This window comes from Ruegeria sp. CDSA089 (assembly GCF_059612205.1).
In genome coordinates, this window is sequence record NZ_JBXWQD010000015.1 from 1 (window position 1) to 23,582 (window position 23,582).

Annotated in this window: 27 protein-coding genes; 13 read left to right on the top strand and 14 right to left on the bottom strand. The window is 58.1% G+C overall.

The features are described 5' to 3' along the window. Positions 1–73: 73 nt before the first annotated feature. On the bottom strand, positions 74–964 hold the full coding sequence (locus AC2FJ6_RS19970; protein WP_331252074.1) for a MurR/RpiR family transcriptional regulator: 891 nt from the start codon (positions 962–964) through the stop codon (positions 74–76). An 89-nt stretch (positions 965–1,053) separates the two neighbouring features. Between AC2FJ6_RS19970 and AC2FJ6_RS19975 the strand changes: the two genes are divergently transcribed. The 3 genes from AC2FJ6_RS19975 to AC2FJ6_RS19985 all read left to right on the top strand — a co-directional run bounded on the left by AC2FJ6_RS19975 (position 1,054) and on the right by AC2FJ6_RS19985 (position 3,630). Continuing rightward, positions 1,054–1,821, top strand: a complete 768-nt coding sequence (locus AC2FJ6_RS19975) for a beta-keto acid cleavage family enzyme (RefSeq protein WP_170769605.1) — start codon at positions 1,054–1,056, stop codon at positions 1,819–1,821. Beyond that, a complete protein-coding gene (locus AC2FJ6_RS19980; protein ID WP_170769606.1) occupies positions 1,818–3,134 on the top strand; it encodes an aspartate aminotransferase family protein in 1,317 nt (438 codons plus the stop codon). Before AC2FJ6_RS19975 ends, AC2FJ6_RS19980 begins: the two co-directional genes overlap by 4 nt. 73 nt (positions 3,135–3,207) lie before the next feature. Beyond that, the gene (locus AC2FJ6_RS19985; protein WP_170769607.1) at positions 3,208–3,630 is read left to right on the top strand and encodes a hypothetical protein; all 423 of its coding nucleotides are present in this window, start codon (positions 3,208–3,210) and stop codon (positions 3,628–3,630) included. A 16-nt stretch (positions 3,631–3,646) separates the two neighbouring features. Here AC2FJ6_RS19985 and infC read toward each other — a convergent pair whose 3' ends face one another. The 7 genes from infC to cobA all read right to left on the bottom strand — a co-directional run bounded on the left by infC (position 3,647) and on the right by cobA (position 9,294). Then, entirely contained in the window at positions 3,647–4,237 is a 591-nt protein-coding gene (gene infC / locus AC2FJ6_RS19990; protein ID WP_456239037.1) for a translation initiation factor IF-3, read from the bottom strand. A 117-nt stretch (positions 4,238–4,354) separates the two neighbouring features. Then, positions 4,355–5,206 carry a ferredoxin--NADP reductase gene (locus AC2FJ6_RS19995; RefSeq protein ID WP_170769608.1) on the bottom strand — a complete coding sequence of 284 codons (852 nt, stop codon included), beginning with the start codon at positions 5,204–5,206 and terminating at the stop codon, positions 4,355–4,357. A 111-nt stretch (positions 5,207–5,317) separates the two neighbouring features. Next, positions 5,318–5,725 carry a DUF934 domain-containing protein gene (locus tag AC2FJ6_RS20000; RefSeq protein WP_170786575.1) on the bottom strand — a complete coding sequence of 136 codons (408 nt, stop codon included), beginning with the start codon at positions 5,723–5,725 and terminating at the stop codon, positions 5,318–5,320. Further along, positions 5,722–6,483, bottom strand: coding sequence for a phosphoadenylyl-sulfate reductase (locus tag AC2FJ6_RS20005; RefSeq protein ID WP_170769610.1), 762 nt, complete (start codon positions 6,481–6,483; stop codon positions 5,722–5,724). Before AC2FJ6_RS20005 ends, AC2FJ6_RS20000 begins: the two co-directional genes overlap by 4 nt. Beyond that, entirely contained in the window at positions 6,473–8,137 is a 1,665-nt protein-coding gene (locus tag AC2FJ6_RS20010) for a nitrite/sulfite reductase (RefSeq protein ID WP_170769611.1), read from the bottom strand. The genes AC2FJ6_RS20005 and AC2FJ6_RS20010 overlap by 11 nt, the downstream gene beginning before the upstream one ends. A gap of 66 nt (positions 8,138–8,203) precedes the next feature. Beyond that, positions 8,204–8,518, bottom strand: a complete 315-nt coding sequence (locus AC2FJ6_RS20015; protein WP_170769612.1) for a DUF2849 domain-containing protein — start codon at positions 8,516–8,518, stop codon at positions 8,204–8,206. Next, a complete protein-coding gene (cobA, locus tag AC2FJ6_RS20020) occupies positions 8,518–9,294 on the bottom strand; it encodes a uroporphyrinogen-III C-methyltransferase (RefSeq protein WP_170769613.1) in 777 nt (258 codons plus the stop codon). Before cobA ends, AC2FJ6_RS20015 begins: the two co-directional genes overlap by 1 nt. A gap of 141 nt (positions 9,295–9,435) precedes the next feature. On the opposite strand from cobA, the gene AC2FJ6_RS20025 reads away from it, so the two are divergent. Continuing rightward, a complete protein-coding gene (locus AC2FJ6_RS20025; protein WP_170769614.1) occupies positions 9,436–9,915 on the top strand; it encodes an Lrp/AsnC family transcriptional regulator in 480 nt (159 codons plus the stop codon). Positions 9,916–9,917: 2 nt separating this feature from the next. On the opposite strand, the gene AC2FJ6_RS20030 is transcribed toward AC2FJ6_RS20025, so the two are convergent. Continuing rightward, positions 9,918–11,099 (bottom strand): cytochrome P450, encoded by a 1,182-nt coding sequence (locus AC2FJ6_RS20030; RefSeq protein WP_480873638.1) that lies wholly within the window; start codon positions 11,097–11,099, stop codon positions 9,918–9,920. 47 nt (positions 11,100–11,146) lie between these two features. Here AC2FJ6_RS20030 and AC2FJ6_RS20035 point away from each other — a divergent pair, with 47 nt between their 5' ends. From AC2FJ6_RS20035 to AC2FJ6_RS20060, 6 genes are all read left to right on the top strand, one after another. After that, positions 11,147–12,880 carry a sensor histidine kinase gene (locus tag AC2FJ6_RS20035; protein ID WP_170769616.1) on the top strand — a complete coding sequence of 578 codons (1,734 nt, stop codon included), beginning with the start codon at positions 11,147–11,149 and terminating at the stop codon, positions 12,878–12,880. After that, on the top strand, positions 12,877–14,106 hold the full coding sequence (locus tag AC2FJ6_RS20040; protein WP_170769617.1) for a sigma-54-dependent transcriptional regulator: 1,230 nt from the start codon (positions 12,877–12,879) through the stop codon (positions 14,104–14,106). The genes AC2FJ6_RS20035 and AC2FJ6_RS20040 overlap by 4 nt, the downstream gene beginning before the upstream one ends. Before the next feature lie 359 nt (positions 14,107–14,465). After that, positions 14,466–15,467: a DctP family TRAP transporter solute-binding subunit gene (locus AC2FJ6_RS20045; RefSeq protein WP_170769618.1), complete on the top strand. Its 1,002-nt coding sequence runs from the start codon at positions 14,466–14,468 to the stop codon at positions 15,465–15,467. A gap of 111 nt (positions 15,468–15,578) precedes the next feature. Then, the gene (locus AC2FJ6_RS20050; RefSeq protein ID WP_170769619.1) at positions 15,579–16,256 is read left to right on the top strand and encodes a TRAP transporter small permease; all 678 of its coding nucleotides are present in this window, start codon (positions 15,579–15,581) and stop codon (positions 16,254–16,256) included. After that, positions 16,256–17,632 (top strand): TRAP transporter large permease, encoded by a 1,377-nt coding sequence (locus AC2FJ6_RS20055; RefSeq protein ID WP_170769620.1) that lies wholly within the window; start codon positions 16,256–16,258, stop codon positions 17,630–17,632. Before AC2FJ6_RS20050 ends, AC2FJ6_RS20055 begins: the two co-directional genes overlap by 1 nt. Before the next feature lie 155 nt (positions 17,633–17,787). Continuing rightward, the gene (locus AC2FJ6_RS20060; RefSeq protein WP_170769621.1) at positions 17,788–18,099 is read left to right on the top strand and encodes a DMT family transporter; all 312 of its coding nucleotides are present in this window, start codon (positions 17,788–17,790) and stop codon (positions 18,097–18,099) included. A gap of 3 nt (positions 18,100–18,102) precedes the next feature. Here AC2FJ6_RS20060 and tpiA read toward each other — a convergent pair whose 3' ends face one another. Continuing rightward, positions 18,103–18,852, bottom strand: coding sequence for a triose-phosphate isomerase (tpiA, locus tag AC2FJ6_RS20065; protein WP_170769622.1), 750 nt, complete (start codon positions 18,850–18,852; stop codon positions 18,103–18,105). A gap of 122 nt (positions 18,853–18,974) precedes the next feature. Here tpiA and AC2FJ6_RS20070 point away from each other — a divergent pair, with 122 nt between their 5' ends. Next, positions 18,975–19,889, top strand: a complete 915-nt coding sequence (locus tag AC2FJ6_RS20070; RefSeq protein WP_170769623.1) for an isopenicillin N synthase family dioxygenase — start codon at positions 18,975–18,977, stop codon at positions 19,887–19,889. Here AC2FJ6_RS20070 and AC2FJ6_RS20075 read toward each other — a convergent pair. Beyond that, complete coding sequence (locus tag AC2FJ6_RS20075; protein ID WP_170769624.1) at positions 19,886–20,251, bottom strand: HesB/IscA family protein; 366 nt, start codon at positions 20,249–20,251, stop codon at positions 19,886–19,888. The two genes, AC2FJ6_RS20070 and AC2FJ6_RS20075, sit on opposite strands and share 4 nt — an antisense overlap. A gap of 190 nt (positions 20,252–20,441) precedes the next feature. On the opposite strand from AC2FJ6_RS20075, the gene AC2FJ6_RS20080 reads away from it, so the two are divergent. Then, a complete protein-coding gene (locus tag AC2FJ6_RS20080; protein WP_237217154.1) occupies positions 20,442–20,771 on the top strand; it encodes a hypothetical protein in 330 nt (109 codons plus the stop codon). A 50-nt stretch (positions 20,772–20,821) separates the two neighbouring features. On the opposite strand, the gene AC2FJ6_RS20085 is transcribed toward AC2FJ6_RS20080, so the two are convergent. The 3 genes from AC2FJ6_RS20085 to AC2FJ6_RS20095 form a co-directional block, all read right to left on the bottom strand. Then, positions 20,822–21,184, bottom strand: a complete 363-nt coding sequence (locus AC2FJ6_RS20085; protein WP_170769625.1) for an SUF system Fe-S cluster assembly protein — start codon at positions 21,182–21,184, stop codon at positions 20,822–20,824. Between the two features lie 94 nt (positions 21,185–21,278). Beyond that, complete coding sequence (locus tag AC2FJ6_RS20090; protein WP_170769626.1) at positions 21,279–21,557, bottom strand: NfeD family protein; 279 nt, start codon at positions 21,555–21,557, stop codon at positions 21,279–21,281. Further along, positions 21,557–22,444, bottom strand: coding sequence for an SPFH domain-containing protein (locus tag AC2FJ6_RS20095; RefSeq protein WP_170769627.1), 888 nt, complete (start codon positions 22,442–22,444; stop codon positions 21,557–21,559). The genes AC2FJ6_RS20090 and AC2FJ6_RS20095 overlap by 1 nt, the downstream gene beginning before the upstream one ends. A 178-nt stretch (positions 22,445–22,622) precedes the next feature. Here AC2FJ6_RS20095 and AC2FJ6_RS20100 point away from each other — a divergent pair, with 178 nt between their 5' ends. Further along, positions 22,623–23,534, top strand: a complete 912-nt coding sequence (locus AC2FJ6_RS20100; RefSeq protein WP_170769628.1) for a nucleoside hydrolase — start codon at positions 22,623–22,625, stop codon at positions 23,532–23,534. The last annotated feature ends 48 nt before the right edge of the window (positions 23,535–23,582 follow it).

Below are 23,582 nucleotides of genomic sequence, written 5' to 3' on the forward strand. Positions count from 1 at the left end.
CGCGCCGTACAAGCCTGCGCGTAACCGCCTAGACAAACGAACCCAAAAGCCCCGCAACAAAAGCGGGGCTTTTTTATCGCCGGATACGTGGCGTTTTGGAGGGAGCCCAATACGCGCCGTTTTGTTCCCTGGCTTTTTCGTAGGCCTGAACTTGGTTCAGTGCGTCTGCACCGCCTGCGTCGAACAACTGCCCAAGAAGGCATTCAAGGACAGCCATTGCGCCGGAATATGCAGAAAAGTGATGCAGGGATCTTGTGCTGACCGGGAACAGGACGTCGGGTTGAATGCCTGGTGCGACCACCTCGCTGTCGGTGATCAGGATGAGGCGCATCCGGCGGGCCAGCGCAGAGCGCATCGATTGGATTGTATCTGCGGAATAGGGGTGAACGGTGATGGCCAACAGGCAGTCTTGCTGGGTCGCGTCCACGAGGTCATCGCTGGCTGCGCCAACATGTCGTGGGATCAACTGTATTCCGGGATGTGCCATTCGGCCCACATACGAGAAATAGTAGGACAGCGCATAACTGGCGCGGGTGGCGGTGACAAAGCACCGCCGAGAAGACGTGATGACATCGAGCGCCTGCGCCGTTTTTTCGGGCGTCATCAACCGAAGGGATCGGGTTGTTACATTCAATGTGGTTTCGGCGAATTTGGCCTGTGCCTGATCGGCGGGTGTGCCTTCGTGCATTTCCGCTAGCCAGCTTTGGTTCAGGTGTCGCTCCCGATCAGTTAGCAGTGCATGGCGAAAGGGTGCGCGGAAGGCCTCGTAGCTGTCATACCCAAGTCTTTCGGACAGCCGGACCAACACATTGGTGCTTACGCCGATCTTGTCGGCAGACACTCGGATTGGGTCCAGCGCGATATTGCCGGGATGATCGAGTACATATTTTGCGGCCGCTTGCAGGGCTGGGGGCAACTGATCGATTGTACCGCGCAAGCGTCGGGTTAGGGAATTGAGTGTCATGTTCTGCATAAAAACAAATGTTTTGAAAAAGGCAAATTGAAAACACTGAAGTGAACCGTCATGTCCGAAGTATGCAAAAGGATGTGCCAATGTCTGCCCATAAGTCGTCCGAGAAACCCTATGTTCTGCTTGCGCCAAATGGGGCGCGGCGCGGGGTCAAGGATCATGCCTATCTTCCTGTGACGCTGGATCAGATCACGGAGACGGCGCAGGCATGTCATGGGGTCGGGGCGCAAGGTCTTCACCTACATATACGTGATACGCAGGGACGGCATAGTTTGGACGCGGGGCAATATCTGGAAACGATTGCTGAGCTGCGTAGACAAGTCCCGACGCTGGACATCCAGATCACGACCGAAGCGGTCGGTCTGTATGACGTGCAAGCACAGTACGACTGTCTGGCCGGGGTGAGGCCGGGTTGGGCCTCGGTTTCTGTACGCGAGATTGCGCGTGCGCCGGACCTCGCGGATCGGGTTTATGGGCTATGTGCCGAACAGGGGACGCGGGTTCAGCATATCCTTTATAATGCAGCAGACGTTGCTTTGTTGGCGCAATGGCGCGCGTCGGGCATAGTGCGAATGGAACAGTCGGAGCATCTGTTGGTTCTGGGGCGGTATTCGGCAGGGATGAATTCATCGCCCGAGGATTTGGACAGGTTGCCGCCGGTCGATGGGCCCTGGATGGTCTGTGCTTTTGGGCCGCGGGAACATGCGTGCCTTGCGATGGCTGCGAAAAAGGGTGGAGATGTGCGTGTCGGGTTTGAAAACAGTCTGACGGACCACGCCGGAACCCCTTGGGCCGACAACGCGGCATCTGTTGCCGCTTTGGTAGAAACTTTGAAAGGTATCAGATCATGAGCCACGTTTTTCCACGCCATACCAAGGCTGATCTGCCAACTGCTGTTGGAGGCGACGGATGCTATCTGATCGACTCTCGGGGGCGTCGGTATTTGGATTGTGGCGATGCGGCTGTGTCTTGCCTTGGCCACTCGGATCCTGCGGTGATTGCCGCTGTTCAAGAGCAGGTTGGAAAGATCGCGTTTGCCCATTCGGGGTTCATGACTTCGGAACCGGCCGAGGCGTTGGCGGATCTGCTGATCAAACACGCGCCGGGTGATCTGGACCGCGTTTATTTTGTATCGGGCGGATCCGAGGCGACCGAGGCCGCGATAAAACTGGCGCGGCAATATTTTCTTGAGATAGGGCAACCAGACCGGCGTCATGTTATTGCGCGCCGTCAAAGCTATCACGGGAACACCTTAGGGGCCTTATCGGCCGGCGGGAACGCATGGCGGCGCGCGCAGTTTGCACCGATGCTGATCGAGATGTCTCATATCCCGGCCTGCTACGAATACGGTGAGAAATCCGAGGATGAGAGCAGCTTTGATTATGGCCAGAGGGTCGCAAACGCGCTTGAGACAGAAATCCTGCGGTTGGGGCCGGACAGTGTGATGGCGTTCATGGCCGAACCCGTAGTTGGGGCAACATTGGGTGCGGTACCTGCGGTCGAGGGGTATTTCAGACGAATCCGCGAGATTTGTGACCAGTACGGTGTGTTACTGATCCTGGACGAAGTAATGTGCGGTATGGGGCGCACCGGGCATCTGTTCGCTTGCGATCATGAGGGCGTCTCCCCCGATATCCTGTGCATTGCCAAAGGTCTGGGGGCGGGGTATCAGCCGATCGGGGCCATGATGTGCACCGGGAAGATTTATGACGCAATCCGAGACGGCTCGGGCTTTTTTCAGCACGGTCACACCTATATTGGCCACCCCGTTGCAACAGCAGCGGCACTTGCCGTTGTGACACAGATGATCGAGCGGGATCTGCCGCATCGCGTGATGCAGATGGGTTCGACGGTTCAGGACGCTTTGCTTGCCGAGTTCGGTCAGCACCCCAATGTCGGGGATATTCGGGGGCGGGGGCTTTTTCGTGGAATCGAGCTGGTCGCGAACCGTGCAACCAAAGCACCCTTCGATCCGTCACAGGGTGTGGCTGCCAAGATCAAAAAGGCCGCTTTAGCGGAAGGTTTGATCTGCTACCCGATGTCAGGCACACGCGATGGGCGATTCGGAGACCACGTTCTTTTGGCCCCTCCGTTCATTCTAGATGAGACTCAGGTTGGCGAAATGGTCACAAAGTTGAGTAATTCTTTGGCCGCAGTCGTATAACGTGTTTGTGTACTGACAACTCCTGTGTAATTAATACACTTATTCATTATTTTATTGTGAATGGGTGTGAGTAATGATCGCAGACATTTGGTTAAGTTTTCGGGCACTGCCACTATGGGTACAGTTATGGATGACGTTCATCCTTGTGCCTGTGAATCTCGGCACTCTGGCTTTTGTTGATCAACCGCAGGGTGCATTGATTGCAGCCTTGGCCGTGACAGGAATGGCGTTGAATATTCCGATTATGAGGGCCGCACGCGGTATGTCCAAGGCCATGGCTCTGCCTCATCTGATCTGCTGGGTGCCGATGGTGGCGATCATCATAATCCTGCTAACGGATGGAACTCCGCTGACCACCGGATTTGTTCGGTTTCTGGTTCTGCTTTTGATCGTCGATCTGATCTCATTGGGATTTGACTTAAACGACTCAATCGTGTGGCTGCGTGAACGGCAGGATGAACAGAAAAAAGCCCCCACGGCGGGGGGCTTTGAATAACATCCGGTAATTCTGATTACTTCTGAGGAAGCGGCCCGATCATCATGATCATCTGACGGCCTTCCATTTTGGGCATGTTTTCGACCTTGCCCAGATCCTTGATGTCCTCTGCCACGCGCTCCAGCAGTTCACGCCCAAGATTCTGGTGTGCCATCTCACGGCCTCGGAAGCGCAGAGTGACTTTGACCTTGTCGCCCTTTTCCAGAAACTTGAAGACGTTCTTCATCTTGACGTCATAGTCATGCGTGTCGGTGTTGGGTCGGAACTTGACCTCTTTCACCTCGATGACTTTTTGCTTCTTACGCGCTTCGCTTTCGCGTTTCTGCTGTTCGTATTTGAACTTGCCAAAGTCCATGATCTTGCAGACCGGCGGGTTCGCGTTTGGCGAAATCTCGACCAGGTCTAGGCCCGCATCTGCGGCAAGTTGCATGGCTTTGGCGGGATGAACCACCCCGACGTTATCTCCATCAGCGCCGATCAGGCGGATTTCGGGGGCACGGATTCTTTCATTGACGCGCGGGCCGGTATCTCTCTGAGGCGGCGCGTTGTGAGGTCTGCGGGCTATGGGTTCATTCCTTTGATGATTGCAGAAATTCGAGCCCGAAATTTAGACCGCTCCGGTGCCTGATTCAAGCGTGATCCACGCCAAAACGATGGAATTTCGGTGGTTTCACAGCAGGTTTATGCGCCGGTCAGGGGTAACCCGGTGACCGGCGCGGCCTGACTAGCCTACAAAGGCCTTTTCGATGACGAATTCCTTGGGTTCGGAATTCGCGCCTTCACGCAGGCCGAACTCTTCCAGAATGGCTTTGATATCGAGGTTAAAGGCCAGTGAGCCACAGACCATAGCACGGTCGGTTTCCGGCTTGATGCCACCTTCGATACCCAGATCGGCAAAGACAGTGCCGTCTTGCAGCAGGTTGGTGATGCGGCCCATCTTGGGGCTCTCTTCCCGTGTGGTGGTCGGGTAGTATCGGATCTTGTCGGCGAAACCTTCGCCCATCAGCTCGGCCAGCATCTCGTCCTTACGGATGTCTTCGATCAACTGACGACCGTATTCCAGTTCGGCCACTTCGCGGCAGGTATGCGTGATGATGACCTCATCATAATCTTCATAGGTCTGCGGTTCGCGCAGCAGCGAGGCGAAGGGCGCAAAGCCGGTGCCGGTGGCGAAGAACCACAGGCGTTTGCCGGGCAGCAGGGCGTCATGTACCAGCGTGCCAACGGGCTTGGGCCGCAGGATAATCTGATCGCCGGGTTTGATATGTTGCAACTTTGACGTCAGCGGACCGTCCTGCACCTTGATCGAGTAGAACTCCAGCTCTTCGTCCCAGGAGGGCGACGCGATCGAATAAGCGCGCAGAAGCGGTTTTTGGCGGCCGGTCTTGGGGTCGGGATCGCCCATCAAACCGATCATCACAAACTCGCCCGAGCGGAACCGCAGCGAGGCCGGGCGCGACACTTTGAAGGAAAACAGGCTGTCGGTCCAATGCTTGACGTCGGTGACGGTCTGGGCGTCGGGCAGAACGGGGGCCTTCACGGCGGTTGCTTCACTCACTGGTTTCATCTCTGTCATCGTTATATCCGCCAGTTGGGTAAACCGGCATCTCCGTTTAATCTTTGATCCACGTCAGGAAAAGGGGGCAGTTGCCCCCACGTCCTGTCCTCAAGCTGACCGATGGCGGTCTTAACCGCGCAGGCGGGCCTGATAGTTGTTGTCTTCCCAGTTCGACCGGGCCAGCCACTGATCCTCGGGCTGACGCTGGGCCAGTGCCTGGTCGATCTCGACCTCGTCAAAGCCGCTACGGCGAGCCATGGCGAATTGATCCGCCAGCACATGGCCGCGGGCGCGCAGACGGCCGGTATAGCCTTTCAGGCGCAAAATGCGGGCAATGGTAAAGCCGCGCCCATCAGCCGACGACGGAAAGTCCACGCGCACCATTTTGGCGCTGCCCAGACGTTCAAACAGCTCATCCGGATCGGTGTCCGAGGCCACATCCAACGCAACCACGTCATTGGCGGCGTCTTCCAGCGTAACAAACCCATCGGTCCAGTCGTCGGGGGCAAAGCCCTCATCATTTACGATTACGTTCATGTTGTCTCTCCGGCGCGCACCATCTTGCCATCGACAAAATGGATGCCGCATTCTTCCTTGTTCTGATCGCGCCAACGTCCGGCGCGAGGGTCTTCGCCTTCTTTGACCGGCGAGGTGCAGGGCGCACAACCGATCGAGGGGTATCCTTTGGCCACCAGTGGATGCCGGGGCAGGTTGTTTTCTTCCATATAGGCGCGCACATCCTCGGGCGCCCAATGGGCCAACGGGTTGACCTTGATCCGGCCAGTGCCGTCTTCGACCTCGAAGAACTCCAGCGCGGCGCGGGTGCCGGACTGAAACCGTTTGCGCCCGGTGATCCAGCCGCAGTAGCCCGTCAGGGCCCGTTGCAGCGGGAAGGTCTTGCGCAAGTTACAGCACGCATCCGTATCCCGCAGACGCAGGGCACCATAGGGGTCGTCGCGCTTCACATCCTCGTCCTCGGCGCGGATGATCTGCACGTTTTTAAGCCCCAGACGTTCGCTGACCTCCTGCTGGTATTCCAGCGTTTCGGTAAACAGCATCTGAGTGTCCACAAACAGCACCGGGGTCATCTTGTCGACCACCGCCGCCATGTGCAGCAACACCACCGACTCGGCCCCAAAGCTGGACACCAGGGCAAGATCTTCAATCTGGTCAATGGCACCGTGCATCACGTCATGCGCGCTGTGGTGCCGGAACCGGGCGTTCAGCGCCTCGACTTTTTCGGTCAGTTCGCTGCGGTCTTTGCCCAGTTCCGTCTGGATCAGATCAAGCGGCATTCGCCTGAGCCTCGGGGTACAGAGCTGCCTTGAACGGAGCCATGCCGACACGGCGATAGGTCTGCAGGAACTCTTCTTCGGGGCTGTCGCGCTGTTCCAAATAGGTGTTCACGATCCGCTCGACCGCCGGGACGATTTCATCATAAGCAAAGCCTGGACCGGTACGGTCGCCGATGGCTGCCGTTTCAGTGCCGTCGCCGCCCAGAGTGATCTGGTAGTTCTCGACGCCTGCACGATCCAGACCCAGAATGCCGATGTGACCCACATGGTGGTGACCACAAGCGTTGATGCAGCCCGAGATCTTGATCTTCAGGTGGCCGATATCATGCTCCAGCTTAAGATCGTCAAAGCGGGTTGCGATTTCCTGTGCAACCGGGATCGAACGTGCCGTGGCCAGCGCGCAGTAATCCATGCCGGGGCAGGCGATGATGTCGCTGATCAGGCCGATATTTGCGGTGGCCAGATCGTATTCCTTCAGCTTGGCGTGGATCGCGGGCAGGTCCGATTTGTGGACATGCGGCAGGATCACGTTCTGCTCGTGGCTGATGCGCAGCTCATCATAAGCGAACTCTTCAGCCAAATCGGCCATCACGCGCATCTGTTCTGCGGTCGCATCACCCGGTGTCGCGCCGTGCTTTTTGATCGAGATCGTGACAATCGCGTGGTCCGCGTTCTTATGCGGCGCGATATTGGTATCGACCCACGAGCGGAAGACTGGATCGTTGGTATAGGCGCTCTCAAAGGACGCGACCGAGCCCTGACGGAAATCAGGCGCTGCAAAGTGGCCCTTGATCTCTTCCAACAACGCCATATCGGCGCCTTTGAATTGGGGGCGGACCTGAAGGAAGCGCTCGTTTACCTTGGCGCGGATGGTGTCGATGCCGTTTTCATGAACGGTGATCTTGATGCGTGCTTTGTATTTGTTGTCACGGCGGCCGATCTGGTTCCAGACAGACACAGTCGCTTCAAGATAGGCCAGCAGGTCGTCAAAGGCGACGAAATCCGACAGTTCCTTGCCGATCATCGGCGTACGGCCCAGACCACCGCCCACGATCACGCGGGCGCCCAGAACGCCGTCGCGTTCAACCAGTTGTAGGCCGATGTCGTGCGCTTTGATTACAGCACGGTCGTTTTCCGAACCGGTGATGGCGATCTTGAACTTACGCGGCATGAACTGGAATTCCGGGTGATCGGTGGACCACTGGCGTAGCAGTTCGGCATAGGGGCGAGGATCGGCGATCTCGTCCGCGGCGGCACCGGCGAAATGGTCGGCGGTCACGTTGCGGATCGTATTGCCCGAGGTCTGGATGGCGTGCATGCCAACCTCGGCCAGCGCGTCCAGCATATCCGGAACGTCGTTCAGCTTAGGCCAGTTATACTGGATGTTCTGGCGGGTGGTGAAATGGCCATAGCCCTTGTCCCACTTCTCGGCCAGCAGGGCCAGTTGGCGCATCTGTGCACTGGACAGCGTGCCATAGGGAATGGCGACGCGCAGCATGTACGCGTGCAGTTGCAGATACAGGCCGTTCATCAGACGGAAGGGTTTGAACTCATCCTCGGTCAGCGAGCCGTCGATGCGACGCTCAACCTGGGCGCGGAACTGCTTGTTACGTTCTGCCAAAAATGCTGTGTCGAACTCGGAGTAGCGATACATGATTAGCTGTCCTTAGTTGCAGCCCCGATACCTAGGGGCCTTTTTGGGGAGAGAGAGGGCCAGAGATCAGGCCCGGGGCTGCATTGTTGTTTCCTGCTTGCCGTGGGCATAGTTGGACGGGCCGGTGCGGCGGAAGTCCTCGCGGAAATGGGTGGGTTCGGGGCCGTTTTCACCGGCCACTGCATCGGCCAGATATGCGCCGACGATCTTATTGGCTTGACGCGCGGCATCCAGCAGGCGGACCTGAGCGTGGGCCTCGTCGGTGATCAGCTCGGCCTCGGCCAGGTCGCGCGACCAACGGTCATCGGCGGTCAGGTAGATCACGTCGCCTTCTAGCAGGTCATTCGCAGTGACGACTTTGGGGGTAAAAGCGCGGGCCATCAGGCGTGCTCCTTCTTGAATTCGGTCAGGGTCTTGGCCGCTTGGCGCGGGGCAAGGCCGTAAAAAGTCAGGGTGGGGCCGTCCATTTCGGCGGCGTTCAGATCGGCGGGCAACTGGTCCAGATTGGTTGACACGATGCGCTGATCAGGGCGCGAGGCGTTTTCCACCAATGTGATGGGCGTGGCGCGGTCGGCGCCGTGCATGATCAGGCGGCCCTGGATGAACCGAGCCGATTTTTTGCCCATATAGATTGCCGCGACAGAGCCCGGACGCGCCAGTGCTGCCCAGTCGTGATCGGCAAAGCCCTTCATGTCGTGGCCGGTCAAGAACCGGACCGAGGAATTGCGGCCGCGCCGGGTAAGGCTTTGGCCGATACCCGCCACAGCGCCCGAGGCAGCCGTAATACCGGGGATGATGGTCCAAGAGATGCCTGAGGCTTCAACGGCCTCGATCTCTTCGTCCAGACGACCAAACAAGGTAGGATCACCGGATTTCAGGCGTACGATCCGCTGACCTTTTAACGCATGTTCCACCAATAGGGCGTCGATATCCGCCTGTTTCCACGAAGGACCAAAACCGGCTTTACCCACATCAACCAGAGCAGCCGTTTTTCCCGCCATTGCCAAAACCTCGGCACTAATCAGGCGGTCATGCAGTATGACATCCGCGCGCTCGAACGCACGCAGCGCCTTGAGCGTCAGCAATTCAGGATCGCCGGGGCCCGCGCCGACAAAGTCGACATGCCCTGTGCCATCATATGAACGTGCGTCTTGCATAGTTGATTCCGGTTGGTTTGACTTGACCTGCAATATAGGAAATATTCCCAGTATTGCGCCATATGGGCGCATAAATAAGAACATACGTTCCTGTTGAATTGAAATGTGGAACGTGGGTTTCGAAACGAGGGAAAAATTGGAATGTCGGTGCGAATAGACGACACGGATCGGAAAATTCTGGTTGAGCTTCAGCGCGATGCCAGTCAATCGCTGGACGAAATAGCAGCGCGGGTTGGCAGCTCCAAGACCCCGGTCTGGAATCGGATCCGCAAGCTAAAAGGGGCCGGAGTCATCGGTCAGCAGACCGTTTTGCTGGACGCCGAGGCGCTGGGGTTCGAGGCTACGTTTTTTGTGTTGATCCGCACCTCAGAGCACGAGGCCGATTGGCAACGCAAGTTCCTCAAGGCCCTGCGGGATCGGCCCGAAGTGCAAGAGGCGCACAGGCTGGCGGGCGATATCGATTATATCCTGAAAGTGCGGGTCAAGAACGCGCGCGCCTATGATGAGTTCTACCAGACCCTGATCTCGGAAGTGCGGGTCCACAACGTGACCGCGCTGCTATCGATGGAGGAGATCAAGTCCACCACGATGTTGCCTTTGGGTGCTTTGGTCGACGGATAGTTTCAGGTTTCCACTATCAAGCGCTGCAAGCCGTGGAAGTGATAGGTGTTGTCATAGGCCGGTGCTTCGCTCAGGCGTAGAGAGGGGCACCGATTGAACAGGATCGACAGCGCGACTCGCATTTCCAGCCGTGCCAACGGCGCCCCGACACAGAAATGCAAGCCGCCGCCAAAACTGGTGTTGGTGACAACCGGGCGGGTTGGGTCAAACTGATCTGGGTTTGTCCATACTGCCGGGTCGCGGTTCGCCGCCCCCAAAAGCAAGGCCACCTCGTCGCCGCGTTTGAAACTGTGGTCGAACAGGGTGACGTCTTCGTAAGCATAGCGCGTGAACATGTGCAGCGGCGGATCGTAGCGCAGGATTTCCTCGACCGTTCCGTCTGTGACACCCGGCTGAAAGACGCTGCGATCAAGGCCTAGTTCCAACGCTGTCTTCACGCCGTTGCCCAGCGAATGCACGGTTGCCTCATGTCCGGCGTTCAGCAGCAGGACGCAAGTGGCGACCAATTCATCGCGCGTCAGTTTCTCGCCATCTTCCTCGGCTGCAATCAGCCGGGTGATCAGGTCATCACGCGAATCCGTGCGACGGCGGTCGATATAGCTGTTCAGGAAATCAGTGAATTCTTGCGAGGCTGCGGCTGCATCTTGTTCGGTCTGTGCCGTTCGGCTGGCCTGATACATGGCGACCATGGAATGGGACCAACGCAGCAGGTCCGGCGACATCTCCTCGGGTACGCCCAGCAGGCGGCAGATGGTGATCACGGGCACTTGGGTGCAAAACCGGTCCAGCAGATCGAACGGGGAATCCGGGAAATCGTCGATCAATGCGTGGGTCAGGTCCCGTATTGCGGGCTCTAGCGCAGTAATCGCGCGCGAGGTGAAGGCGCGCATCACCAAGGCCCGCAATCTAGTATGGCGGGGTGGTTCCAGCTCAAGCAGGGAATGCGCCTCGATCGCCAACCATGGGGCGAGGTGCCTTGGACCCGGCTTTTGCATCTCGGCTGGGGTTTCACGGCCAAAGCGGCGGTCTTTCAGCAACGTTTGCACGGCCTTGTGCGAAACGGCGGCCACAATCTGATAGTCGTCCCAATAAATCAGATCGCCGGATGCGCGGGCATGGTGATAGAAAGGGTAGGGGTTTTGGACGAAGTCCGGTGCAACCGGGGATTGGGTAAGCGTCTTCATTCCAAGGACACTTGCCATGAGGCCCGGTGAATGCAAGACCCTATTTCATGCAAAGGGTTTGGGTTGTTTTGGGATTTGTCTTGTCTGTCGCGCTGTTGGCGGCAGGGGTGTGGTCATACGGCTACCGGCAGGCGCTGCTGCAACTTAGTGACAAGGCTGAGGCTGATCTGGAACTCGCTGCCGACCGGCTGAGCACTCAGATGCAGGTCTATCAGGAACTTGCCGTACTGATGGCCACACATCCTGCTTTCGACACGCTGGAGACCGAAGCACAACGGCGCGAAGCGCGCTTCGTGCTGTTGGATGTTGCCGATAAGACAGCGGCGGTCGATATGATCTATCTGGACCGTGACGGTCAGGTTCTGGCCTCGGCGCAACCGGCGGCACAGACCAATATGGCCGATCACCCTGCCTTTGAGCGTGCCTTGCAAGGCGCGATGGGCAGTGCCCATGGGGTGTTAGACGCGACCGGGGACCGGATCTATTCTTACGCCGCCCCCGCGTTTGGCCCCGAAGGGCAGGTGGACGGGGCATTGATGGTCATCGCCGACGTGCAGGATGTCGAGCAGACATGGCGCGGCAGTACCGAGGCTGTTTTCTTTGTCGATGCCGAGGGGGTCGTGTTCATCTCCAATCGTTCGGACCTGTTGTTCTGGCGCCGTGACGACGGCCAGCTGGGGCTATCTCCGCCAACCGGTGAGTCCGTGGCCTTCGCCTCGGTCCAAGTGGGACAGCATGAGTTGTGGGAGGTCGATTGGGGTCGGTATTTACCGCAACGTGCCTTGCATCTGACGCTGGATCTGCCAGTGATCGACATGACGGCCGAAGTGCTGGTCGATGTTGCTCCGGCCCTGCGCTTGGCCGGGTTGCAGGCGGCGACGGTGGCGGCAATCTGTCTGGCCTTTGGGGCTTTGTTGTATCTGGCCACCGAGCGCAGGCGCACTTTGGCCTTGGCCAATGTCGAGTTGGAAAGCCGCGTGGCGCAACGCACTCATGAACTGACGGATGCCAACACCGCCCTGCGCCGCGAAGTGCATGAGCGACAGGAGGCGGAAACCGCCCTGAAACACGCGCAGGAAGAATTGGTGCAGGCTGGAAAACTCAGCGCATTGGGGCAGATGTCTGCTGGGATCAGTCACGAGTTGAACCAGCCACTCATGGCGATCCGGCAATTCGCCGATAATGGAACCGCTTTCCTGACCCGTGGACGCGAGGAAAAGGCCGCTGAGAACCTAACCCGCATTTCCGATATGGCCGCACGTATGGCCCGCATCATCAAGAACCTGCGGGCGTTTGCGCGCAATGAAAGCGAGCCGATGAGCAAGGTTGATCTGGTGCAGGTCATCGAAACCGCGATCGAACTGACCGAGGCGCGTTTGCGCGCGGATGGGGTGGTTCTGGACTGGACCCCTCCGGTGCGGCCTGTGTTCGCGTGGGGCGGAGAGGTGCGTCTGGGGCAGGTTTTCGTCAACCTGATCAACAACGCCGCCGACGCCATGAGCCAGCAACCCGAGCGGCGGATCGACATTGAAATACATGATGACGAAAAGCTGTCGGTGACAGTCCGCGATATCGGTCCGGGGATTGAAAATACGGAAAAACTGTTCGAACCGTTTTATACGACCAAAGAGGTCGGCTCCTCAGAGGGGATGGGGCTGGGTCTTTCGATCTCGTACGGGCTGGTGCAAAGCTTTGGCGGCAATATTCGCGGTGTGAACTCGAATCCAGGGGCGACCTTTACGGTTGAACTGGAGTATTTTCGGGAAGATGAAGTGGTATGACACGCAAGGTTCTTCTGGTCGATGATGACGCGGCGGTCCGCGAGGCATTGGCGCAAACGCTGGAACTGGCGGATTACGCGCCGGTCACGGCAGGCTCTTTTGTAGCAGCCAAGGATCATATTCGCGCAGACTTTGCGGGGGTCATCGTCTCGGATATCCGCATGCCCGGACGGGACGGGTTTTACCTTTTGAACTACGCGTTGGAGATTGATCCCGAGTTGCCGGTGATCCTGCTGACAGGCGAAGGCGATATTCCAATGGCCGTTCGGGCGATGGGCAAGGGTGCGTTCGATTTTCTGGAAAAGCCCTGTGCGGCCTCTGATCTGCTTGAGGTGCTGGAACGGGCGCATCTGGCGCGGCGGCAAGTGCTGGAACAGCGCGCCTTGAAACAGGAGTTGGAAAAGGGCGACCCGGCGGCGCGGCTTCTGTTTGGTCTGTCTGCGCGGTCGGAGGCGTTGCGGGACCGGGTGCGTTCAGTTGCGCCGACTGGGGCCGAGGTTCTGGTGACAGGACCTGCGGGCAGTGGGATATCAAAGGTTGCTGAGGTGGTTCATTTGATGTCACCGCAATCGCAGGGTCCATTCGTCAAGCGGCCCGCTTCGGGCATGTCGGTTCAGTCTTTGCAGCAGGTGTGTGAGGACGCGGCTGGTGGTTCACTGTTCCTTGACGAGGTTTCGGTGATGCCGAAAGACACCCAATATGCGGCGCTTGAAATCATCGAGCAGGGGGTTGGGGCACGGATCATCGCCGGCACCACTGCGGATCTGGCGGATCTGTCCGCAACAGGGCAGTTTCATGCGGACCTGTTCTATCGGTTGGATGTGATGCGCGTGCGCATCCCGTCCCTGTCCGAGCGGCCCGAGGATATCCCGGTGATCTTTCGCCACTACGTCGCGCAGGCTGCGGAACAGGCTGGCATTGCAGTACCTGACATCTCTTCCGAACATTTGGCGGCCTTGATGTCGCAAGATTGGCCAGGGAATGCCCGATCCTTGATGTCAGCGGCCATGCGCTTTGTGCTTGGGATGCCGGATGAGGTGGGCGCCGCCACTGAGTTGGGTCTGAGCGAGCAGATGGCCCAAGTTGAGCGGTCACTTTTGATCGCGGCGCTGGGGCGCCATAACGGCAAAGCATCGGACGCGGCCAAGGCGCTGAAACTGCCGCGCAAGACATTTTACGACAAGCTGGCTCGCTATGGCATTCGGCCCGAGGATTATCGCAGGTAGGTGCTCCCGCCCGCTTTCTCTGCATTTCATGCAGGTCAGGCGGTTGGGCCGGGCAGTTCGCTGACGCGAACTGTGGTTGCGCTTGATTGGGTGGTGATTCTCGATGGGCGAATCAAGTTGTGCGGAAAACCGCACAGAAGGGGTTTGGGCTTGTGCGAAATTTCGCACGTCGCTCAAGGATAGCAGCCAAAGATCTGTTCGCGCGGCTTGTAATGAACTGTTAATTAACAAAAAAATACAATCAACCGGCATTCAGAACAAAAAGTTGAGCGGTAAGAGGCGATTCGGTTCACTGCCCGGCATGAGGCGCTCGTCGAGCGTCTGGGAGAAGTTTTGTGAAGTCTGGGAGGATAGGACAGATGAAATTCCTGACAACAGCCGCAACCGCACTGGCGCTGACCGTGACCGCGACCGCTGGGATGGCGGCGTGTGACGACGGCGAGATCGTGGTGAAGTTTGCGCATGTGACCAACACCGACAAGCACCCCAAGGGGATTGCTGCATCGTTGCTGGAGCAGCGTGTCAATGACGAGATGAACGGCGTTATGTGCATGGAGGTGTTCCCGAACTCGACCCTCTATAATGACGACAAGGTGCTGGAGGCGATGCTGCAGGGCGACGTCCAACTGGCCGCGCCGTCGCTGTCGAAGTTTGAAAAGTTCACCAAGCAGTTCCGTCTGTTCGACCTGCCGTTCATGTTCAAGAACATTGATGCGGTGGACGCATTCCAAGCCTCGGCTGACGGTCAAGCGATGAAGGACAGCATGCAGCGCCGTGGCCTGCAGGGGCTGGCATTTTGGCACAACGGCATGAAGCAAATGTCGGCGAACAAACCTTTGGTTGATCCTTCGGATGCGGATGGCCTGAAGTTCCGTGTTCAGTCTTCGGACGTGCTGGTCGCGCAGATGGAAGCCATTGGTGGCAGCCCGCAGAAAATGGCGTTCTCGGAAGTCTATGGTGCTTTGCAGCAGGGCGTTGTGGACGGGCAGGAGAACACCTGGTCGAACATCTACGGCAAGAAGTTCTTCGAAGTGCAGGACGGTATTACCGAGACCAACCACGGCATCATCGACTATCTGGTTGTGACTTCGGTTGACTGGCTGGACAGCTTGGACCCCGAAGTGCGCGATCAGTTCCTGACGATCCTGAGTGAAGTCACCGAGACGCGGAACAAAGAAGCCTTTGCGGTGAACGAAGCGGCCAAGCAGTCGGTGATCGACGCCGGGGGCACCATTCGTGAGCTGAACGCCGACCAGCGTCAGGCTTGGGTCGATGCGATGAAGCCTGTCTGGGACAAGTTCGCTGGCGATGTGGGTCAGGACAAGATCGACGCTGCACAGGCGATCAACGCCGGATTTTAATCCGAGCAGTCCGCGCGCCGGGGGACTGGGGAGTTATCGACGCGCGGGCCGGGCGGGCTGAAACAGGCCCGCCCCAATTATTCTCATCACACAAAATGCGGGGACAATGAGATGTCTGGTGCGAAACCCGGCTCTGGCGGGCTGATCGACCATATCGAAGAGACGATGATCGCGCTGTTGTTGGGGGTGATGACCGTCGTCACCTTCGCCAACGTCATCGCGCGGTTCGTCTTTAATTCTAACATCCTGTGGGCGCTGGAACTGACAGTGTTCACCTTTGGCTGGTTGGTGCTGTTGGGGGCGTCCTATGCAGTGAAGAAACACGCGCATCTGGGCGTGGATGCGATCCTGAACATGCTGGCCCCGGCGCCGCGACGCATCCTGGCGCTGATTGCGGTGGCGTGCTGTCTGGTCTTCTCGTTGCTGCTGCTGAAGGGGTCCTATGACTATTGGGCCGTCTTCGCGGATCTGCCGCCGACCTCAGGCCGGTGGTTCCCGACCGGGTTCGATACCGGTGCGCGCAGCCAGAGCTTTTACGAGGTTGACGACATCCCAATGGTCGCGCCGCTGCGGTTTTTGGAAGACATGATCAACTATGGCGAGGGCTATGAAAAGCTGCCCAAGGTGATCCCGTATCTAGTGTTGCCGGTGTCGATGATCCTGCTGGTGATCCGCTTTTCTCAGGTTGCAGTACAAATCTGGCGCGGCGAAACCGACCGCCTTGTCGCCAGCCACGAAGTCGAGGACGAGATCGAAGAAGTCCGCGCACAACAAGGGGTGCATGACTGATGGACGTCGTTCTTCTTTTCTCAATGGTCATTGGCCTGCTGTTGATCGGTGTTCCGATTGCGGTGGCGCTTGGCCTTAGCTCGACCCTGTTCCTGCTGATCTATTCTGACAGTTCTTTGGCCTCGGTCGCAGGCACGCTGTTCGAGGCCTTCGAGGGGCATTTCACCCTGCTAGCAATCCCGTTCTTCATTCTGGCGTCGTCTTTCATGACAACGGGCGGTGTGGCGCGGCGGATCATACGCTTCTCGATTGCCTGTGTTGGGCATTTGCCTGGTGGTCTGGCGATTGCGGGCGTGTTTGCTTGTATGCTGTTCGCGGCACTGTCGGGGTCGTCCCCGGCGACCGTTGTGGCCATCGGCTCGATCGTGATCGCAGGGATGCGTCAGGTGGGGTATTCCAAGGAATTCGCCGCTGGTGTGATCTGTAACGCGGGTACGCTGGGCATCCTGATCCCGCCGTCGATCGTGATGGTTGTCTATGCAGCCGCCGTCGAGGTCTCGGTCGGGCGCATGTTCCTTGCAGGGGTCATTCCGGGCCTGATGGCAGGTCTGATGCTGATGATCACCATCTATGTTATGGCCAAGGTCAAGAACCTGCCCAAAGGTGAGTGGAAAGGATGGGGCGAGATCTTTGCCTCGGCGCGCGAGGCCGGATGGGGCCTTTTCCTGATCGTCATCATTCTGGGTGGTATTTATGGCGGTATCTTTACTCCGACCGAAGCCGCGGCCGTGGCCGCCGTCTATGCCTTCCTGATTGCCAGCTTCGTCTACAAGGACATGGGCCCGCTCAGCACGCAAGAAGGGCAACCCAATCTGCCGCTGATCAAAAAGCCCTATGCGCTGGTGACGGCCTTTTTCCACCCCGATACCAAGCATACGCTGTTCGAGGCAGGCAAGCTGACCGTCACGCTGCTGTTCGTGATCGCCAACGCGCTGATCCTGAAACATGTGCTGACCGACGAGCAGGTGCCGCAACACATCGCCAGTGCCATGCTGTCGGCGGGTCTGGGACCTGTGACCTTCTTGATCGTGGTGAACGTGATCCTGCTGATCGGCGGTCAGTTCATGGAGCCTTCGGGCCTGCTGGTCATCGTGGCACCTCTGGTGTTCCCGATTGCGATTGAACTGGGCATCGACCCGATCCATCTGGGCATCATCATGGTGGTCAACATGGAGATTGGGATGATTACACCTCCGGTCGGGCTGAACCTGTTCGTGACCTCGGGCGTGGCCGGAATGCCGATGATGAGCGTCGTGAAGGCGGCGCTGCCCTTCCTGGCGGTTCTGTTCGTCTTCCTGATCATGGTCACGTATATCCCATGGATATCGACCTTCTTGCCCAACACTTTCATGGGGCCAGAGATCATAACGAACTAGCCGTGAACCACATGAAAGCCGGGCCCCAGAGGCCCGGCTTTTTCCTTTGCGCCCCTCTTGACGAATTGCGGGTCATGCCCATCTGGAGGGCAGAGGACGACCTCACCAACTTGGTTGATCATTCGGGACGACCCGAACGGATATTAGGTGCCTCTATGCCCTGGATTTTTCTGCTATTCGCCGGTTTGTTGGAAATCGTCTGGGCCGTTGCGATGAAGCAATCGGTTGGTTTCACCCGGCTTTGGCCGACCGCGCTGATGGGCGTGTCGATGATCGGGTCTTTTGGCTTGCTGGCGCTGGCTATGCGGGATTTGCCACTCGGCACGGCCTATACGATCTGGACTGGGATCGGTGCGGTTGGAGCGTTCATGATCGGCGTCATGTTTCTAGGCGAGGCCCTGACAGCCCCGCGCTTGATTGCAGCGGCCCTGATTGTGGCCGGTTTGGTAACTATGAAACTGGCGTGACGCTCAGGCGTTTTGCAGCGCGTCGATGATGCCCGCGAAATCCTGCGCTTTCAGGCTGGCCCCGCCGACCAAAGCCCCATCCACGTTGGACACGGCAAAGATGTCTGCGGCATTGCTGGGTTTGACCGACCCGCCATAAAGTAGCCTGACCGAGCGTCCCACGCCTTCGCCAAAGCGACGTTCCAGACGGGTGCGGATAAAGTCGTGGACCTCGCCAATTTCGTCGAGGGTGGGGACCTTGCCCGTGCCGATAGCCCAGATGGGTTCATAAGCGACGATCAGGTTCTCACCGGTTGATTGATCAGGGATCGAGCCCGACATCTGACCGCCGATGATATCCAGGGTGTTGGCTGCTTCGCGCTGTTCCAGGCTTTCTCCGACACAGATGATGGCTTTCAACCCTGCGTCCATGGCAGCACGGGCCTTGGCACGGATGTCTTCATTTTGCTCACCGTGATCCTCGCGCCGTTCAGAGTGGCCCAGAATGACCGCGGACGCCCCGGCATCCAGCAGCATTCCGGCGCTGATATCTCCGGTATGGGCGCCAGAGGCGTTTGCATGGCAATCCTGACCGCCAACCTGAATATCTGTGGCCTGCACGGTGCTGGCTGCGCGGTACAGCAAGGTTGCGGGCGGGCAGATCAGCACATCGACCGTGGGGGACGGATACATGCGGGCGAGGGTGCTCAACTCCTCTAGCTCGGCCGACATTCCATTCATTTTCCAGTTACCAGCCGCCAGCTTGCGCCGCATCGCACACACTCCCACAAGAATTTTTGTTTGTGTTTCGGATAACACCCGCCGGGGGTCGTGACAATTCCGGTTGCAGACCATCGCAGAAATCGACAGAACTCGCGCGAGCTAATGAGGCAGAGATGATCGACACACTGGATCTTGCGAAATTGGACGCCCGTGATGTGGCGGAACTGGCCAGATTGCGGCGCGCCGTTAGCGACGTTGGGTTTCTGCGCGTCTCCAACACTGGATTAGACAAGGCGAGGATCGAAGCCGTCCTAGCCGCTTACAAAGCGTTTTTCCACCTGCCCGAGGCGCAAAAAAGCCGCGTCGACATGGCAAAGACCGGGGCAAATCGAGGCTGGGGTGCGCCGCATTCCGAACAAGTCGATCCCGATGCGAATCCGGACTACAAAGAGGTGTTCGATTGCGGTTTCGATCTGCCCAAGGACAGTGCCTATGCCGACCGGGACTTGAGCGTTTACGCCCCTAACCAATGGCCCGACGCGCCGTCTGGTTTTCAGCACATGATTCAAGGCTACTATGGTGACGCTTGTGCCGTTGCGATGCGTATCTTGCGAGCGATTTCCGTTGCTTTGGGCCGCGACGCGGGCAGCTTTGATGTGGCGTTTGACACGCCGATGGCTTTGCTGCGCGGCAACTTCTACCCTCAACGTCCCGTTTGGGCGGGGGCGCGTGATTTCGGGATCGGCGCGCATACGGATTATGGCTGTCTTACCTTGCTGGCGACGGATGGCACTCCGGGGCTTGAGGCGCAATTGCCGGATGGAAGTTGGGCCGAGGTCCAAGCCGACCCCGGCACCTTCGTGATCAACTTCGGGGAAATGCTGGAGTTCTGGACCGCAGGGCAGGTCAAAGCGACCATGCACAGGGTCGTCGGAGGAGCGGATGAACGGGTTTCGGTGCCGCTGTTTTTTAACCCGTCCTATGACACCAATGTTGCGCCGCCTGAGTCGGACCAAGTGATTTCAGCCGGAGAACACCTGACCCGGCGGTTCAACGAAACCTACGTTCACTTGAAAACGGCGTCTTAATTCTGCGCTGACAGGGTCTCGTCGAACTTGATCGACTCGCCGCATCCGCAGGCATCGACCACGTTTGGGTTGCGGAACTTGAAACCGGCTTCCAGCAGCGAGACTTCATAGTCGATTTCGGTTCCGAACAGGAACATCTGCGCCATAGGGGCGATCATCACCCGCGCGCCGTCCTGTTCGACCACCTCATCATTGGTGTCGGCTTCGTCCACGTAGTCCATGGTGTATTCCATGCCTGCGCAGCCGCCTTTTTTGACGCCAATGCGCAGTCCCGCGTGTCCGCCCGATTCCATCAGGCGTACAATCTGGGCCGCAGCCTTTGGGGTCATGGTCACGGCCTGTTTGCCGGGAATGCCAAACATTTTCGTCTCCGTCGTCACGCGTTGTTTATAACTTAGTCCTCTGGTGGGGCAGTCTCAAGACATAGCAGACGTGCTTACCTAAGTTTTCCACTCAGGTAGGCACATGTGCAACCTACGCTTGCCTAACGCCGCGCCTTCGTCCTAGCCTTGCACTCAGTTGAGCAGAGAACATTGCAGGTAGGGCAACAGGATGAATTTTTCGCTAAAGCTTAGTGGACTAAAAGCGGTGCCGTTAATTGCCCTCGCGGCGTTTGCTGGTGCTGCTGCGGCTCAAACCGATGAAAAGCGGCATCCGGTGAATTGCGCCACTGCGCCAGGGGATTTGCGCGCCATCGCGGCTGAGAAAAAACACGCTCAAGATCAACAGGTTGCAAGCGTTGTTTCAATCCTTCCAGCCGGTGCGCTGCTGGGCCTTATCACCGGGACCGAGAAGAAACATTTGTCGATGCTCTCTGGTGATTACGTCAAAGCGCTGGACGCGCGGGCGGAAGAAATTAAATCCACCTGCGGTATCAAATAAAAAACCGCCCCGGTGATTGAGGGCGGTTTAGTCATCGACAGCTGGTTTGCTTACATGAAGCCCAGTTCCAGACGGGCCTCGTCGGACATCATCTCCATGCCCCAGGGCGGTTCCCATGTCAGTTCTACGTCCACTTCCTTGACACCGGCCACCGGTTCGACAGCTTCGACAATCCAGCCCGGCATTTCGCCCGCGACAGGGCAGCCTGGCGCGGTCAGGGTCATGATGACCTTAACGGCGTTTTCGGGCGTGATGTCGATGGTGTAGATCAGGCCCAGATCATAAATATTGACCGGAATCTCAGGGTCATAGACGGACCGGCACGCCTCGACCACCGCTTCATACAAGGGGTGCTCAATCGTGGAAGGCGCAATCAGCGGGGTGCCTTCGAACTGTTCACTCGGGTGGGTCATTCGTGCCTCGGGTCTGTTTCCTGAGCTTTTATATAGGGAAAGCCACGGGCAGCGTCCAGTGGTGCCGTGGCGCCCTTATTGGGCGCCGAGCGATTCATTCGTTTATATCATGCCGGAAGGTCTTCACCTGACCATGGGGCAGGGCGAACATCCGCCGCAACACCAGCCACGCCACCAAGGACAAAGCTGCAAAGATCAGCAGCAAAACCGGCAGGGACGGTGCGACCCCGGGAATGACCAGCAACAGCCCAGTGATCGCCGCGCCGATTGCGAAGCCCAGAAAGATGAACCCCGGCAGCACAATCTCGAGGATGCCGAGGGCCAAAGCCCCCGCCAACCAAATCCACCATGTCAACCAGAACGGATCGGCCATTACCGGCCTCCTTTCAACATTTTGAAGGCATCGCCAAACGCCTCGAGCGCATTCGCGGGCACCACGATGGTTTGTGAGCCATTGCCTGCGCCAAGTGCGTTCAGGGCCTCGACCTGTTTCAATGCGACCTGATACTGAGCGGCCTCGATCCCGTTATCCTGAATAGCTTTGGCGACCACGCCCGTTGCATAGGCTTCGGCCTCGGCCTGAATACGGCGGGCTTTGGCGGTTTGTTCAGCCGCATATAGCTCGGCATCGGCGTTCAGTTCAACGGCGCGTTTCTGACCCTCGGCCTCAGTCACCTGCGCGCGACGGGCGCGTTCGGCGTTCAGCTGCTGCAACATTGCGTCGCGGGTGGCCTGATCCAGGTTAACGTCTAAAATCTCGGCCCGAGTCACCTCGATACCCCAGTCATCCACGGCGGTTTCCACGCTTTCCTGAATACGGGTAATCAGCTGCGCACGGTTCGACTGTACCTCATCCAGGTCCATTTTGCCGATCTCGGCGCGGACGATACCGGCCACGGTGGTGGCAATCGCGCCATCTACGTCACGGATACGATAGACCGTCTTTTCCGGTTCCAGAATGCGGTAAAAGACCGAGGTGTCGATCTGCACCAGTACGTTGTCCTTGGTGATCGCGTCCTGAGTCGCGTTGGGCAACTGACGCTCCAGAATGGATATCTTGTGGCGTGCAACGTCTAGAAACGGAACGATAAAGTTGATGCCCGGCCCAAGGACCGAATGCAGGCGGCCGAACCGTTCAATGACGAATTTCTCGGATTGGGGCACGATCTTGATGCCCTTGAAAATGATGACAACGATCAACGCCGCGCCAAGCAGGAAAATGATGTTGGATGAAATCAATCCAATAATCTGTTCTTCCATATAACTGTCCTCTCAGTATTGTGTACTATAGTATACATTTGGGGATTGACTCGCCCAATTTCAACTCAGCTATCCCGAGAAGGGGCGCGGAATCAAATCATTGAATAAGATGACACGGGGGGCGGAGGCCTGTCTGTGACCACTTTGCATCCCTTGCCGATTGCGCTATCGGGCAGACATGAAACTGATTATAGACACTGACCCCGGCATTGATGACGCAATGGCCATCGCTTATGCGGCTGCCGCCCCCGAGATTGAGCTGATTGGCCTGACCACGGTTTTCGGCAACACCCATGTGCATCAATCCAGCCGGAACGCGCGGTTTTTGCTGGATAAACTGGGCATAGACGCCCCGGTCGCAGAAGGCGCACCCGTGGCGCAGGGGGCGGACACACATGCGCCGTCTGAGCATGTTCATGGGCCTGAGGGGTTTGGAGATGTCACCGACATCCCTCAGATCGGGAGCAATCACAGCCTGTCCGCTGCCGAATACCTGGTTGAAATGGCCCGCGTGCATAAGGGCGAACTGGTGGTCTGCGCCGTCGGTCCCTTAACCAATATCGCCGCTGCCCTGCGTCTGGACCCGGAATTTGCCCAGAACATCGCCCGCTTGGTCATCATGGGCGGCGCTGTTTATTGCCCTGGTAACATTACCCCGCATGCCGAGGCGAATATCTACCATGACCCTCTTGCCGCCGATGAGGTATTTGCCAACCCTCCTACGACGGTGGTTGTTGGCTTGGATGTGACGCTCAGGACCCTCTACGAAGGGGCCGATTTTGACGGCCTCGCGGAACAATCCGCAGATATGGGTGGGTTCCTGCGCGACATCTCGAAGTTTTATCTGAAGTTCTACAAGGATGTTGGTGGGCTTGAGGGTTGCGGGCTACACGATTCGACAGCTGTGATCGCCTGTACCCATGCGGACATGTTCACAATGGTAGAAACCGGGTTGCAGGTTGTTGCGGACGGCCCCGAGATTGGCCTGACCCGCCCTGATCCTTCGCGTCCCGTCGTGCACGTGTGCTGCGATGTCGACGGGGCAGGGGTGGTCGATCTCTTTACCCAACGGGTCGCTTCATTGCCCTGACGGGTTGCAAAGGGCGGGCAGATCGGGCAAATCCTGCCCGGTTCAGCG